Annotated in this window: 12 protein-coding genes; 5 read left to right on the forward strand and 7 right to left on the reverse strand. The window is 66.0% G+C overall.

Annotation, left to right across the window (positions count from 1 at the left end):
- Positions 1–66: 66 nt before the first annotated feature.
- From prmB to dapC, 5 genes are all read right to left on the reverse strand, one after another.
- Positions 67–951 carry a 50S ribosomal protein L3 N(5)-glutamine methyltransferase gene (gene prmB, locus AWB78_RS18545; RefSeq protein ID WP_062606819.1) on the reverse strand — a complete coding sequence of 295 codons (885 nt, stop codon included), beginning with the start codon at positions 949–951 and terminating at the stop codon, positions 67–69.
- A gap of 30 nt (positions 952–981) precedes the next feature.
- Positions 982–2,118 (reverse strand): succinyl-diaminopimelate desuccinylase, encoded by a 1,137-nt coding sequence (gene dapE / locus AWB78_RS18550; protein WP_062606865.1) that lies wholly within the window; start codon positions 2,116–2,118, stop codon positions 982–984.
- An 89-nt stretch (positions 2,119–2,207) separates the two neighbouring features.
- Positions 2,208–2,576 carry an ArsC family reductase gene (locus tag AWB78_RS18555; protein WP_062606821.1) on the reverse strand — a complete coding sequence of 123 codons (369 nt, stop codon included), beginning with the start codon at positions 2,574–2,576 and terminating at the stop codon, positions 2,208–2,210.
- 2 nt (positions 2,577–2,578) lie between these two features.
- Positions 2,579–3,406, reverse strand: a complete 828-nt coding sequence (gene dapD / locus AWB78_RS18560; RefSeq protein WP_062606823.1) for a 2,3,4,5-tetrahydropyridine-2,6-dicarboxylate N-succinyltransferase — start codon at positions 3,404–3,406, stop codon at positions 2,579–2,581.
- 50 nt (positions 3,407–3,456) lie between these two features.
- Positions 3,457–4,674 carry a succinyldiaminopimelate transaminase gene (dapC, locus tag AWB78_RS18565; protein ID WP_062606825.1) on the reverse strand — a complete coding sequence of 406 codons (1,218 nt, stop codon included), beginning with the start codon at positions 4,672–4,674 and terminating at the stop codon, positions 3,457–3,459.
- 201 nt (positions 4,675–4,875) lie between these two features.
- Here dapC and AWB78_RS18570 point away from each other — a divergent pair, with 201 nt between their 5' ends.
- The 5 genes from AWB78_RS18570 (at position 4,876) to def (ending at position 13,742) form a co-directional block, all read left to right on the forward strand.
- Positions 4,876–5,853, forward strand: coding sequence for a DMT family transporter (locus tag AWB78_RS18570; RefSeq protein WP_062606827.1), 978 nt, complete (start codon positions 4,876–4,878; stop codon positions 5,851–5,853).
- A gap of 124 nt (positions 5,854–5,977) precedes the next feature.
- Positions 5,978–9,493 carry a chromosome segregation protein SMC gene (gene smc, locus AWB78_RS18575; protein ID WP_062606867.1) on the forward strand — a complete coding sequence of 1,172 codons (3,516 nt, stop codon included), beginning with the start codon at positions 5,978–5,980 and terminating at the stop codon, positions 9,491–9,493.
- A 177-nt stretch (positions 9,494–9,670) separates the two neighbouring features.
- Positions 9,671–10,921, forward strand: coding sequence for a cell division protein ZipA C-terminal FtsZ-binding domain-containing protein (locus AWB78_RS18580; RefSeq protein WP_062606830.1), 1,251 nt, complete (start codon positions 9,671–9,673; stop codon positions 10,919–10,921).
- 212 nt (positions 10,922–11,133) lie between these two features.
- On the forward strand, positions 11,134–13,212 hold the full coding sequence (ligA, locus tag AWB78_RS18585; RefSeq protein WP_062606832.1) for an NAD-dependent DNA ligase LigA: 2,079 nt from the start codon (positions 11,134–11,136) through the stop codon (positions 13,210–13,212).
- Complete coding sequence (gene def / locus AWB78_RS18590) at positions 13,209–13,742, forward strand: peptide deformylase (RefSeq protein ID WP_062606835.1); 534 nt, start codon at positions 13,209–13,211, stop codon at positions 13,740–13,742. Before ligA ends, def begins: the two co-directional genes overlap by 4 nt.
- A 64-nt stretch (positions 13,743–13,806) precedes the next feature.
- Here def and AWB78_RS18595 read toward each other — a convergent pair whose 3' ends face one another.
- Together AWB78_RS18595 and AWB78_RS18600 are read right to left on the reverse strand one after the other, a co-directional pair.
- Positions 13,807–14,043 (reverse strand): hypothetical protein, encoded by a 237-nt coding sequence (locus tag AWB78_RS18595; protein ID WP_062606840.1) that lies wholly within the window; start codon positions 14,041–14,043, stop codon positions 13,807–13,809.
- Positions 14,044–14,293: 250 nt separating this feature from the next.
- Positions 14,294–15,377 (reverse strand): pseudouridine synthase (locus tag AWB78_RS18600; protein WP_232477741.1); only part of this gene is annotated, 1,084 nt, incomplete at its 5' end.

The following is a 15,377-nucleotide window of genomic DNA, read 5'->3' on the forward strand; positions in this document are numbered from 1 at the left end:
TATTACCCAAGCCTTCCGCGCGAAGTGTTGGCGAACGTCACAGCAACGTTCGCCCGGGACAGCCGGTCAGGCCGGCAGATCGGCGGCCTGGATCAGGAACACGTTGTCGTCGCCGGCGCTCGTCGAAAGCCACACGAGATCGAGTCCGCCCAGCGCGGCCTCGACATTGTGCCGCTCGTTGCCGATCTCGACGACGAGCACGCCATCTTCCGTCAGCCACTTGCCCGCGTCGCGCACGATGCGCCGCACGACGTCCATGCCGTCCGCGCCGCCCGCGAGCGCGAGCTCGGGCTCGTGCCGGTACTCTTCGGGCAGCGCCTGCATCGCCTGCGCGTTGACGTACGGCGGATTCGTGATGATGACCTCATAGCGCGCCTGCGGCAGCGGGGCGTACAGGTCGCCTTCGTAGAGGCTCACGCGCTCGTCGAGCCGGTAATCGTCGACATTGCGGCGCGCGACCGCCAGCGCGTCCGGCGAAATATCGACGGCATCGACATCGGCGTTCTCGAAGGCCTGCGCCGCGAGAATCGCCAGACAGCCCGAGCCGGTGCACAGTTCGAGCACGCGCGAGACCTGGTCCGGATCCGCCACATACGGTTGCAAACCGTCCTGAAGCAATTCGCCGATGAACGAGCGCGGCACGATCACGCGCTCGTCGACATAAAAGCGGCGGCCATGCATCCACGCTTCCTGCGTGATGTACGCGGCGGGAACGCGCTCCTTCGCGCGGCGCTCGATCACTTTCATCACGGCGTCGATCTCGGTGTCGAGCAGGCGCGCGTCGAGGAACGGATCGAGCGTGTCGAGCGGAAGATGCAGCGTATGCAGGATCAGATACGCGGCTTCGTCGTAGGCATTGGTCGAGCCGTGGCCGAACGACAGGCCCGCTTCGGTGAAGCGCGAGACGCCGAAGCGCAGCAGGTCGCGCACGGTGGTGAAGGGCAGCGCCATCGAAGGCTCCTTGTTATTGTGAGATTGAGTTCAGGCGATCAGTGCTTCGAGCACGCGGCGGTACACGTTCTTCAACGGCTCGATGAACTTCACTTCGACATGCTCGTCGATCTTGTGGATCGTGCCGTTGGGCGGGCCGAACTCCACCACCTGATCGCAGATTCGCGCGATGAAGCGCCCGTCGGACGTGCCGCCCGTGGTAGACAGCTCGGTGCGCACGCCGGTTTCATCGAGAATGGCCTTTTCGAGCGCGTCCGAGAGCGCGCCGCGCGGCGTGAGAAACGGCAGGCCGCTCACGATCCACTTCAAGTCGTAGTCGAGGCCGTGGCGGTCGAGAATGGCGTGCACGCGGCTTTGCAGGCTTTCGACCGTGCTCGCCGTCGAGAAGCGGAAGTTGAACATCAGGTCGGCGTGGCCGGGAATGATGTTGGTCGCGCCGGTCCCCGAATGCAGGTTCGACACTTGCCAGGTCGTCGGCGGGAAATATTCGTTGCCGTCGTCCCATTTTTCGGCGACGAGATCGGCCAGCGCCGGCGCGAGCAGATGCACCGGATTCTTCGCGAGATGCGGATACGCGATATGCCCCTGCACGCCCTTGACGACGAGCTTGCCCGTCATCGAGCCGCGCCGGCCATTCTTGACCATGTCGCCGAGCGTCGCGTTCGAAGTCGGCTCGCCGACGATGCAGTAGTCGAGCCGCGTGCCGCGCGCCTTCAGCGCCTCGACGACCTTGATCGTGCCGTCGGTGGCGGGGCCTTCCTCGTCGCTCGTGATGAGAAACGCGAGCGTGCCGCGATGCGCCGGATGCTGCGCCACGAACTCCTCGCTCGACACGACGAACGCCGCGAGCGACGCCTTCATGTCCGCCGCGCCGCGCCCGTAGAGCTTGCCGTCGCGATGCGTCGGCGTGAAAGGCGGCGAGCTCCACTGTTCGAGCGGGCCGGTGGGCACGACATCGGTGTGGCCGGCGAACGCGAGCAGCTTGCCATTCGCGTCCGTGCCGCGCTTCACGGCCCACAGGTTCGTGACGCCGCCCGATTCGATCGTTTCGCATTCGAAGCCGATCGCGGCGAGGCGCTCGATCATGAGCGCCTGACAAGCCTGATCGTCGGGCGTGACGGATGCGCGTTCGATCAGCGCTTCGGTAAGGGAGAGAGTGCCGGACATGGTCGATTCGAGATAAAAAATGCCGGCGCTGCGGCCGGCACTCGTGGCATTCGTGCGATGGCCGTCGAGTTCGCAGCCATCGCCCTGTATCACGCAAAAAGCGTTTCGTACTGCTCGGCGGAAAACCCGAGCGTTTTCACACGCCCGTTCACGACGACGACCGGCCGCTTGATGATCGACGGCTTGTGGATCATCAGCGCGATCGCGCCGGAGGTCGTGTCGGCTTCGGCCTTGTGCACGTCGGACAGGCCGCGCCACGTCGTGCCGCGCTTGTTGATGAGCTGATCGAGCGGCACATCCTTGAGCCAGTCCTGGATCAGCTTGTCATTCACGCCGGCCTTCTTGAAGTCGTGAAACTCGAAGGGCACGCCGTGCTCTTCCAGCCACACGCGCGCCTTCTTCACGGTGTCGCAATTCGGAATGCCGTAGACGACGGTCGTAGCGGAACTGCGCGCCACGATCAGTCGCCTCGCAGCAGTTCGTTCAGGCCGACCTTGGCGCGCGTCTTGGCATCGACCTTCTTGACGATGACCGCGCAGTACAGGCTGTGCGAACCGTCCTTCGACGGCAGATTGCCCGCCACCACGACCGAGCCCGCCGGAATGCGGCCGTAGCTCACTTCGCCGGTTTCGCGGTCATAGATCTTGGTCGACTGGCCGAGATACACGCCCATCGAAATGACGGAGTTTTCTTCGACGATCACGCCTTCCACCACTTCCGAGCGCGCACCGATGAAGCAGTTGTCTTCGATGATGACCGGGTTCGCCTGCAGCGGCTCGAGCACGCCGCCGATACCCACGCCGCCCGACAGGTGCACGTTCTTGCCAATCTGCGCGCACGAGCCGACGGTGGCCCACGTGTCGACCATCGTGCCTTCATCGACATACGCGCCGATGTTGGTGTACGACGGCATCAGCACGACGTTCTTCGCGATGAACGAGCCGCGGCGCGCGATGGCCGGCGGCACGACGCGGAAGCCGCCCGCCGCGAAGTCTTCGGCGGTGTAGTTCGCGAACTTCGAGGGCACCTTGTCGTAAAACTGCGAGTAGCCGCCCGCGGGCATCGGCGCGTTGTCTTCCAGGCGGAACGACAGCAGCACGGCCTTCTTGAGCCACTGGTTCACGACCCACTCGCCGTCGCGCTTCTCGGCGACGCGCATCTGACCTTTATCGAGCTGCTCGATCGCGTGCGCGACGGCTTCGCGGACTTCGGCGGGCGCGGCCTTGGGCGAAAGCTCGGTGCGGTTGTCCCAGGCGGTATCGATGATGCTCTGAAGTTGTTGCGACATAGTTGGTATCAAGGATGGGTAGTTGGGCCGGCTACGTTTCAGGACCGATGTCAGGACCTGAGCGTGCGGCAGAATTCGACGATGCGGCGGGCTCCTTCGACACATTCCTCGGTCTCGGCCACGAGCGCGATGCGCACGAAGCCCTCGCCGGGATTCGTGCCGTGCGCCGCGCGAGCGAGAAAAGAGCCCGGCAGAACCGTCACATTATAGTCGGCGTACAGGCGCGCCGCGAACTCGGTATCCGTGAGTCCGGTGCCTGAGACGTTCGCCCAGAGGTAGAACGCGGCGTCCGGAAGGCGCACATCGAGCACGTCGGCGAGCATCGGCGTGACCGTCTGGAATTTTTTCAGATACTTCGCGCGGTTGTCGCGCACGTGCGTTTCATCCTGCCAAGCGACGACGCTGGCGCGCTGGAACACTGTCGAGAGCGCCGCGCCGTGATACGTCCGATACAGCAGGAAGTCCCTCAGGATCGACGCGTCGCCCGCGACGAACCCCGAGCGCATGCCCGGCACGTTCGAGCGCTTCGACAGGCTCGACAGCATCACGAGGCGCTCGAAGCCGCGATTGAGCAGCCGCGCCGCTTCCAGCCCGCCGAGCGGCGGATTCGTTTCGTCGAAATAGATCTCCGAATAGCATTCGTCCGACGCGATCACGAAGCCGTGCCGGTCCGACAGCGCGAAGAGCTCGCGCCAGTTTTCGAGCGTGAGCACCGCGCCGGTCGGGTTGCCCGGCGAGCATACGTAGAGCAGTTGCGTGCGCGCCCAGATGTGATCCGGCACCGTCGAGTAATCGCACGCGAAGTTGCGCGCCGGGTCGCTATTGACGAAGTACGGCTCGGCGCCCGCGAGGAGAGCCGCGCCTTCGTAGATTTGATAGAACGGGTTCGGACAGAGTACGATGGGCGGTTCGGCGGCGTCCGTGCTCCGGCTGTCGATCACGGTCTGAGCGAGCGCGAACAGCGCTTCGCGCGAGCCGGAAACGGGCAGCACTTCGGTCGCGGCATCGACCGCTTCGAGGCCGTAGCGCGCCTTCACCCACGCCGCGATCGCCGTGCGCAGCGGCTCGCTGCCCAGCGTGGCCGGATAAGAGGCGAGGCCGTCGAGCGACGCGATCACCGCATCGCGGATCAGCGCGGGCGTCGGATGCTTCGGCTCGCCGATGCCGAAGCTGATCGGCGTGAATCCGGCACGCGGCTCGATGCCCTTGAAGAGCGCGCGCAGCTTTTCGAACGGATAAGGCTGAAGTTTCTTGAGAAGTGGATTCACGGCGTGACCGGTAAGCAGTGAGCGATGCGCGCGAGGCAGAAGGTGCCTGCGAGCGCGGCATCGGAAGACATCGAACGGACGTGAAGCAAGCTGACGATTATAGCGCGCGGCCCCGGCTCGCAAGCGGGCAGCGGTGCGCGGCACGAAGGACAAGGTACGAATGAACAAGCTCGAAAAGGGCGCGATGGTCGGAGCGCCGGCATGACCCGCGGCCTCCGCAATGCCTGGCCGACGCTCGCGATCATGATCGGCGCGTCGGTGTGGGGCCTCGTCTGGTATCCCATGCGCATGCTGGCCGCCATCGGGCTGACCGGCACCGCGGCGAGCGCGACGACGAGCGGCGCCGCGTGCCTCTTCGTGCTGCTCCTGAAGCGCCGCTCCATCAGCACGCTGTCCTGGCACTGGCTGCTCGTCGCGCTCGGCGTGGCGGCGGGCGTCACGAACATCGGCTTCGTGTGGGGCGCGATCCACGGGCAGGTGATGCGCGTGCTGCTGCTCTTCTATCTGACGCCCGCGTGGACCGCGATCTTCGCGCACTTCATTCTGAAGGAACGTCTCACACGCGCCGACGCCGCGCTGTCGCTGCTCTCGCTGATGGGCGCCGTGACGATGCTCTGGTCGCCCGAGCTCGGCATGCCGCTGCCCGCCGACCTGGCCGAATGGGCGGGCCTCATGGGCGGCATGGGCTTCGCGATGAGCAACGTGCTCGTCGTCAAGGTCACGCGCACCTTGCCCGCGATGAAACCCGAGATGCGCACCGCGGTGATCTTCGGCGGCGCGGCGCTCGTCGCTTCCGTCGTCACGCTGTTCGAGCCGATGCCCGCGCCGCCCGCCGCCTCGCAACTGCCCATGGCGACGTTCATCGTGATCGGGCTGGGCATCGTGCTCGCGGTGAACAACATGATCGTGCAGGTGGGACTCGCGCGCGTGCCGGCCAACCGCGCATCGATCATCATGCTGTTCGAGCTCGTCGTCACCGCGCTGTCGTCGTGGCTCTTCGCGGGCGAAGTGCCCGGCCCGCGCGAATGGGCGGGCGGCGCGTGCATCGTCGCGGCGTGCGTGCTGTCGGCGTGGGTGCATCGGCAGGGCGCGTCGCGCTCGCCTCCCGCGCCCGAAGCACTCGATGTCGCCTGCAATGCGCCCGAAAGCGAAAAGAAATCGACTCGCGCGATGGTATGATGGTGCCCACTTCGCCGGGCCCGTCGCGCAGTGATGCAGCGCGTGGCCGATGGCGATCGACGGGCCGCGCTGCGGCCTGTCTGCCATATATCCTCCGTCACTCATTCAAAACAGCGATATCGCCGTGCGTCTGACCTCGATAAAACTCGCTGGCTTCAAGTCTTTCGTCGATCCCACGCATTTCCAGGTCCCCGGCCAGCTGGTCGGCGTCGTCGGGCCGAATGGCTGTGGCAAATCAAACATCATCGATGCCGTGCGCTGGGTGCTCGGCGAATCGCGCGCTTCCGAATTGCGCGGCGAATCGATGCAGGACGTGATTTTCAACGGATCGACGGCGCGCAAGCCCGGCAGCCGGGCAAGCGTCGAACTGATCTTCGATAACGGCGATGGCCGCGCCGCCGGGCAATGGAGCGCGTACGGCGAGATCGCCGTGAAGCGCGTGCTGACGCGCGACGGCACCTCCAGCTACTACATCAACAATCTGCCCGCGCGCCGCCGCGACATCCAGGACATCTTCCTCGGCACGGGTCTCGGCCCGCGCGCGTACGCGATCATCGGGCAGGGCATGATCGCGCGCATCATCGAGGCGAAGCCGGAAGAGCTGCGCGTGTTTCTCGAAGAAGCGGCGGGTGTGTCGAAGTACAAGGAGCGTCGCCGCGAGACGGAGAATCGTCTGCACGATACGCGCGAGAACCTGACGCGCGTCGAAGACATCATCCGCGAGCTTTCGACCAATCTCGAGAAGCTCGAAGGGCAGGCGGTCGTCGCGACGAAGTACAAGGAACTGCAGGCCGAAGGCGAAGAGAAGCAGCGCCTGCTGTGGCTGCTGCGCAAGAAGGAAGCGGGCAACGAAGCCGAGCGCCAGCAGCGCGCGATCCGCGAGGCGCAGGTCGAGCTCGAAGCGCAGACGGCGCGTCTGCGCGAAGTCGAAGCGCAACTGGAAACGCTGCGCGTCGCGCACTACAGCGCGAGCGATGCGATGCAGGGCGCGCAAGGCGCGCTCTACGAAGCCAATGCCGAAGTGAGCCGTCTGGAAGCGGAGATCCGCTTCATCGTGGAGTCGCGCAATCGCGTGCAGGCGCAGATCGCCGCGCTCACCGCGCAGCGCGAGCAATGGCAGGTGCAGGCGCAAAAGGCGCGCGACGAGATCGACACCGCGACCGAGGCGCTCGCCGAGGGCGAAGAGAAGGCCGCGATCGCGCAGGAGAATGCCGCCGCGAAGCACGATGCGCTGCCCGCGCTCGAAGCCCGCTGGCGCGACGCGCAGGCACAGCTGAACGAAGAACGTGCGGGCATCGCGCGCGCGGAACAGGCGCTGAAGCTCGAGGCGGCACATCAGCGCAACGCGGATCAGCAGCTTCAGCAGTTGCAGCAGCGCCGGGAGCGTCTCAAGAACGAAGCGAGCGGGCTCGATGCACCCGATGAAGCCCATCTCGAAGAGTTGCGCATGCAGCTCGCGGAGAACGAGGAAATTCTCGCCGAAGCGCAAGCGCGCCTCGCCGATGCGCAGGAAACCGTGCCGCGTCTCGACGCCGAACGACGCGCCGCGCAGGAGCGCGTGCAGAAGGAAAGCGCGCACATCCATCAGCTCGAAGCGCGTCTCGCTGCACTGAAAGCACTGCAGGAAAGCGTGCAGACCGAAGGCAAGATCCAGCCGTGGCTCGACAAGCACGAGCTCGGCGCGCTGCCGCGTCTGTGGAAGAAGCTGCACGTCGAGACGGGCTGGGAAGCGGCGCTGGAGTCCGTGCTGCGCGAGCGGCTCGCCGCGCTCGAAGTATCGAATCTGGATTGGGTCAAGGCCTTCGCCACCGATGCGCCGCCCGCCAAGCTCGCGTTCTATTCGCCGCCGGCGGCGGGCAAGCCGGTCGAGACGCCGCAAGGACTGCGCTCGTTGCTGTCGCTCGTGCGCATCGACGATCCGGGCCTGCGCGCCGTGCTGAACGAATGGCTCGCCACGACCTTCGTCGCCGATGACATCGCGCAGGCGCTGGCATCGCGCAATCAGTTGCCGGATGGCGCCGCGTTCGTCGTGAAGGCGGGGCATATCGTGACGCGCGTGGGCGTGCAGCTGTATGCGTCGGATTCCGAGCAGTCGGGCATGCTCGCGCGTGCGCAGGAAATCGAAAATCTGACGAAGCAGGTGCGCGCTCAGGCCTTGCTGTCCGACGAAGCGAAGGCCAACGCCGTGCGCGCCGATGCCGCGCATACGCAGGCGTCGCAGACGCTCGCGGAAGCGCGCGCCGCCGCCGAGCGCGCGACCCAGCGCGTTCACGCCTTGCAAATGGACGTGCTCAAGCTCGCGCAGGCGCACGAGCGCTACACGCAGCGCAACACGCAGATCGGCGAGGAACTCGAAGAGATCGCCGCGCAGGTCGACGAGCAGCGCGCGCTGCGTGCCGAATCGGAAGCGGCGTTCGAGCGTCACGACGGCGAGATCGCGCAATTGCAGGCGCGTTTCGAAGACAACCAGCTCGCGTTCGAATCGCTCGACGAAGCGCTCACGAACGCGCGTCACGAACTGCGCGAACTGGAGCGCGCGGCCAGCGACGCGAGCTTCGCCGTGCGCGGGCTCGCCGCGAAGATCGACGAATACAAGCGCAACATCGAGACAGCGCACGATCAGAGCGAGCGCATCGCGGGCACGCTGGAAGACGCGCGCGCCGAACTCGAAACCATCAACGAGCAGACCGCGCAAACCGGTCTGCACGACGCGCTCGAAGTGCGCGCGGCGCGCGAGGAATCTTTGCATGCTGCGCGCGTCGAACTGGACGATCTCACCGCGCGTATGCGTCAGGCGGACGAGCAGCGTTTGATGGCCGAACGCTCGCTGCAGCCGCTGCGCGACAAGATCAACGAGTTGCAGTTGAAGGAGCAGGCGGCGCGCATCAGCGGCGAGCAGTTCGTCGAGCAGTTGCAGGCGGCGGGCGTCGACGAAGCCGAGCTCGCCGAAAAGCTCACGCCGGACATGAAGCCGTCGTATCTGCAGGGCGAAGTCACGCGCCTGAACAATGCGATCAGCGCGCTCGGTCCCGTCAACATGGCCGCGCTCGAAGAACTGGCTGCGGCGACCGAACGCAAGCACTTCCTCGACGCGCAGTCGGCGGATTTGAACGACGCCATCGGCACGCTGGAAGACGCGATCCAGAAGATCGACCAGGAAACGCGCGCGCTGCTGCAAGGCACGTTCGACGAGGTGAACCGTCACTTCGGCGAACTGTTCCCGCGTCTGTTCGGCGGCGGCCAGGCAAAGCTCATCATGACCGGCGACGAAATCCTCGACGCCGGCGTGCAGGTGATGGCGCAGCCGCCCGGCAAGAAGAATTCGACGATTCACCTGCTCTCGGGCGGGGAGAAGGCGTTGACGGCCACGGCGCTCGTGTTCGCGATGTTCCAGCTGAACCCCGCGCCGTTCTGCCTGCTCGACGAAGTGGACGCGCCGCTCGACGACGCCAACACGGAGCGCTTCGCGAATCTCGTGCGCGCGATGTCGGCCAAGACGCAGTTCCTGTTCATCTCGCACAACAAGATCGCGATGGAAATGGCGCAGCAGCTGATCGGCGTGACGATGCAGGAGCAGGGCGTGTCGCGCATCGTCGCGGTGGATATGGAAGCCGCGGCGGGCTTCGCGCAGAACGGCTGAAGCGTCGCGGTTCGCAAAAGTTTGGATTGAGTGTGGGGCCGGACGACGATCCGGCGGCGTGCGTCAAGGCGCGGAGTGGCGCGCATCGGCCAGGCGGCGGCGAGAAGCCGGAACGCGGCGCGGTGCGTGCGACAGATCGCGCGGCGCTTCGTAAGTTAAAAGAATGATGGAGCCTGCATGGACGAGTTGACACTCGGTTTGATTGGAGCCGGAGCCGTGGTGGTGGGCGGCGTGGTGGTGTACAACGCGTGGCAGAGCGCGAAGGTGCGGCGCAAGATGCCGCGCCCGATGCCCGACGAAGCGGCCGATGCGCTCGCGCGCCAGGACGCCGACGACGAACAGCCGTTCATCGAACCCGTGCGCCAGCCGCGCCGCGAGCCGGTCGCGGGCGAGGGTGATGCCGAGCCGCGCGAGACGCGCGTCGAGCCGAGCTTCGGCGCTGCGAGTGCGTCGACGGCGCCGCCGGCGGTCGCGCCGGCCGATACCGCCGTCGATCTCCAGGCGGAAGCGACGTCCGCCAACGGCGCTGCCGAGGAAGCCGAAACCGCGGATGAGGAAGAGCGCGCCGAACCGGTGATGCCCGCCGCGACGACGATTTCGTCGGCGCCGCCGGCGGCGGTCGATCGCCGCATCGATTGCGTCGTGCCGATCCGCCTCGCCGCGCCCGTCGCAGGCGATCGCGTGGTTCCGCTCGCGCAGCGTCTGCGCCGCGCGGGCACGAAGCCGGTGACGATCGAAGGCAAGGCCGAAGGCGAGACCACGTGGGAATTGCTGCGCAACGGCGCGCGTTACGAGGAACTGCGTGCCGCCGCGCAACTGGCGAACCGCAGCGGGCCGCTGAACGAGCTCGAGTTCTCGGAGTTCGTGACCGGCGTACAGCGGCTCGCCGATGCCATCGACGGCGCGCCCGAGTTTCCCGACATGATGGAGACCGTCGGCATGGCGCGCGAGCTCGACGCCTTCGCCGCGCAATGCGACGCGCAACTCTCGATCAACATTCTCTCCGACGGCGCGCCGTGGTCCGCCAACTATGTGCAGGCGGTGGCGTCGCAAGACGGGTTGCTGCTGTCGCGCGACGGCACCCGCTTCGTGAAGCTCGATGCGAAGCAGAATCCCGTCTTCATGCTCCAGTTCGGCGACACCAACTTCCTGCGCGACGACCTCACCTACAAGGGCGGCCAGATGATCACGCTGGTGCTCGACGTGCCCGTCGCCGACGAGGACATCCTCCCGTTCCGGCTGATGAGCGATTACGCGAAGTCGCTGTCGGAGCGCATCGGCGCGCGCGTCGTCGACGATCAGCGCCGGCCGCTGCCCGAGTCCGCGCTGCTCGCCATCGAAAAGCAGTTGATGACGCTGTATGCGAAGCTCGAGCAGGCGGGCATTCCGGCCGGCTCGCCCGCGACGCGGCGGCTTTTCAGCCAGTGATGCTCCGGCGCGCGCGGTTTGCCACGCGCGCTCGCCAACACGGAATCGCGCCCCATCCGGGGCGCTTTTCGTTGCATGCGCGCCGCCGCACCGACGCCCGCACTTAGGCCATTCGGCCGATGCCACGATTTACCGATCTTCTGAGACAATCGGACGGCCGGTTATCGGATTTACCCGCTATCGGTCTACCTTATTCATTCATTCGAAGCCGCATGTCCGCAAATACGAAAGCCGAATCCGCCGCTACCGCCAGGTCGGAAGCCGCCGTGCCCAGCGCCGATCGTCCGGCCGAGCGCGCGGCGTGGCTGCGCTCGGAACTGGAGCGCGCGAACTACGCTTACTACGTGCTGGATCAGCCGGATCTGCCCGACGCCGAATACGACACGCTTTTCAAGGAGCTTCAGGGCATCGAGGCCGAGCATCCCGATCTGATCACGCCGGATTCGCCGACGCAGCGCGTGGGCGGCGAAGTGGCCGAGGGCTTCACGCCGGTCGTCCACGACGTGCCGATGCTTTCGCTCAACAACGGTTTCGCCGACGAAGACATCGCCGCGTTCGACAAGCGCGTGTCCGATGCGCTGGGTCACGCGAGCGTCGATTACGCGTGCGAACTCAAGTTCGACGGCCTCGCGATTTCCCTGCGTTACGACGACGGCCATTTCGTGCAGGCCGCGACGCGCGGGGACGGCGCGACGGGCGAGGACGTCACCGCGAACGTGCGCACCATCCGCTCGATTCCGCTGACCCTGAAGGGCAAGAACGTGCCGAAACGGCTGGACGTGCGCGGCGAAGTGCTGATGTTCAAGCGCGATTTCGAGCGCCTGAATGCGCGTCAGCGCGACGCGGGGCAGCGCGAATTCGCGAATCCGCGCAACGCGGCGGCGGGTGGCTTGCGCCAGCTCGATCCGAAGATGACCGCGCAACGCTCGCTGTCGTTCTTTGCGTATGGCATCGGCGTGCTGGAAGGCGCGGAGATGCCCGCCACGCACGCCGCGCTCCTCGACTGGTACAAGGAAATGGGGCTGCCGGTGAACGCGGAGCGCGCGGTCGTCGAAGGCGCGGAGGGCCTGCTTGGTTTCTTCCGCAAGATCGGCGAGAAGCGCGACAAGCTGCCGTACGACATCGACGGCGTCGTCTACAAGGTCGATCGCCGCGACGAGCAGGACAAGCTCGGCTTCGTGTCGCGCGCGCCGCGCTTCGCGCTCGCGCACAAGTTTCCGGCGCAGGAAGCGCTGACGCAACTGCTCGCCATCGACGTGCAGGTCGGTCGCACCGGTGCGATCACGCCGGTCGCGCGGCTCGCGCCGGTGTTCGTCGGCGGTGCGACGGTCACGAACGCGACGCTGCACAACGAGGACGAGGTGCGCCGCAAGGACATCCGCATCGGCGATACGGTCACCGTGCGCCGCGCGGGCGACGTGATTCCCGAAGTCGTCGGCGCGATTCTGGAGCGCCGTCCCGCCGACGCGCGTGAGTTCGTGATGCCGACGGAATGTCCGGTCTGCGGCTCGAAGATCGAGCGCCTGCCGGACGAAGCCATCGCGCGTTGCACGGGCGGGCTTTTCTGCCCGGCACAGCGCAAGCAGGCGCTGTGGCACTTCGCGCAACGCCGCGCGCTCGATATCGACGGGCTCGGTGAGAAGATCATCGACCAGCTCGTCGAGCAGAATCTCGTGCGCACGCCGGCCGATCTCTTCCATCTCGGCTTCTCGACGCTCGCCGCGCTCGACCGCTTCGCGGACAAATCCGCGCAGAATCTCATCGATTCGCTGGAGAAGGCGAGCAAGACGACGCTCGCGCGCTTCATCTATGCGCTCGGCATCCGGCACGTCGGCGAATCGACGGCGAAAGATCTGGCCAAGCACTTCGGCTCGCTCGACCCGATCATGGCGGCGTCCGTCGAAGAGCTGCTTGAAGTCAATGATGTCGGCCCGATCGTGGCCGAGGCCATTCACAATTTTTTCAGCGAAGAGCACAACCAGCACGTGATCGAGCAGTTGCGCGCGAAGGTGTCGTGGCCGGAAGGTCCGCCCGCGCCCAAGGCGCCGCAAGGCGTCCTCGCCGGCAAGACGGTCGTGCTGACGGGCACGCTGCCCACGCTCGCGCGCGAGGAAGCGAAGGAGATGCTGGAGGCGGCCGGGGCGAAGGTGGCCGGCTCCGTATCGAAGAAGACCGACTACGTCGTGGCGGGCGCGGAAGCGGGCAGCAAGCTCGCCAAAGCGGAGGAACTCGGGGTTCCCGTTCTAGACGAAGACGGCATGCGCAAGCTTTTGGAAGGAGTCACGCCATGATCCGAGAAATCCTGAAGATGGGCGATCCGCGGCTTTTGCGGATCGCGCAGCCGGTCGAGCATTTCGACACGCCGGAACTGCACACGCTCGTGCAGGACATGTTCGACACGATGCGCGACGCCAACGGCGCCGGACTGGCCGCGCCGCAGATCGGCGTCGATCTGCAGGTGGTGATCTTCGGCTTCGGGCACAACGAGCGTTATCCCGACGCGCCGTCGGTGCCGGAGACGGTGCTCATCAACCCGATCATCACGCCGAACGGGCACGACATGGAGGAGGGCTGGGAAGGCTGTCTCTCGGTGCCGGGCTTGCGCGGCGCGGTGCAGCGCTTCTCGATGATCCGCTACCAGGGCTTCGACCAGTACGGCAACGCGATCGAGCGGCTCGCCGAGGGCTTTCACGCGCGCGTCGTGCAGCACGAATGCGATCATCTGATCGGCAAGCTCTATCCGATGCGCATCACCGACTTCTCGAAGTTCGGCTTCACGGAAGTGCTTTTCCCGGGGCTCGATCCCGTGCGCGACGAGTAAGCGCCGCGCGTTTCGAACCATCGGAATGACGTAGCAGGCCGCTTCGCGAGGAGCGGCCTTTTTGTTACGCCAACGTTTTCGGATTGCCGCTGATATCGGGCTGACGGAACAGGGCGACATGCTCCGGATTCGCGGACGCCTGCAGGCGTCCGTCGGGCAGGCGGGCGATCACCATCTCACCGACGCCGGGACTCATCACGACGACTTCGTCGCGCAGGGCGAGCAGGGCTTCGAGCCGTCGTCGGCCGCTCACGATCTCCAGACCGGTTCCCGTCTCACGAACGATGATCTCAACTGACATGGCGATTCTCCCTCGATGCCGTTAATGCTGCGTATCCTGCTGCCGTCCACCCCGTGTGCGAGGCCGCGCGCGGCGCGCATCCGCCTGACGGGTGTAACGGATCGATGATTGATTTTCTTTAGCCAAAAAGCGGCCAAAAAGGAAAAGGCACGATCGGGACTGCATCGTGCCCATTTGCTGGCTGAAACGTCGTTTTTTTGCGACGCAACAGAGGCCCGCACGGACGTACGTGCGGGCCTTCGAGGCGTGCTCAGAACGTCTCGTTCGGGCCGAGATAGCGCCATTGGCCCGGCGGCAACGCGCCGAGCGTGACGTGGCCCATGCGGATGCGCTTCAGACCGACGACTTCCAGTCCGACCAGTTCGCACATGCGGCGAATCTGCCGCTTCTTGCCTTCGCGCAGCACGAAGCGAAGCTGCTCGCCGTTTTGCCAGCTCACTTGCGCGGTCTTGAGCGGCACGCCGTCGAGTTCGAGGCCGTGGCGCAGCAGCGCGAGCTTTTCGGCCGGCAGGTGTCGATCGACGTCGACGGCGTGCTCGCCGAAGCGCACGCGCACGAGATATTCCTTGTCGACTTCCGAGTGGCCGCCGATCAGTTGCTTCGCGATGCGGCCGTCCTGCGTGAGCACGAGAAGGCCGGTCGAATCGATATCGAGACGGCCAGCCGGCGCGAGCGTGCGCAAGTGCCCCGGCGTGAAGCGGATGCCGGAGTGGTCTTCGTCCCAGTGATTGGCCGGGTTGATCAGCGTGACCGCGGGCTCGTAGCCGTCTTCCGCCTGCCCCGACACATAGCCGACCGGCTTGTGCAGAAGAATCGTGACGAGTTGCGATTGCGCGGAGCGCGCCACGGGCAGGATCTCGATGTTCTGCGTCGGACGGATGCGCGTGCCGAGCGTGTCGATCACCTCACCGTCGACGAGCACCCAGCCTTTTTCGATCCATTCGTCGGCTTCGCGGCGCGAGCACAGGCCGAGTTCGGACATGACCTTCGACAGACGCACGAGGCCGTCGTGGTGATCGCGATGCTTCGGCGCCGATTCGGCGGCGGGCGCTGACGGTTTGGCCGCAGGTTTGCGTGCTTCGGTACGTTCGTCGCGCTTCGCGAACGGCCGATCGCTCTCGTCACGGCGCGGGGGGCGCGTTGCAGAGGCGCGATCCTGACGGAATCCGCGATCTTCGCGTGAATCGTCTCCACGCGGTTTGAACGAACGACGGTCATCGCCACCCGATGCGCGTTCACCGCGCGGAGACGGACGGTCTTCGAACGACTTGCGCGGACCGCGCTCGCCGAACGCGGGACGCGAATCATCGCCACGCGGTTTGAACGAGCGACGC

The sequence above is a fragment of the Caballeronia calidae genome (assembly GCF_900044055.2).
Lineage (GTDB): Bacteria > Pseudomonadota > Gammaproteobacteria > Burkholderiales > Burkholderiaceae > Caballeronia > Caballeronia calidae.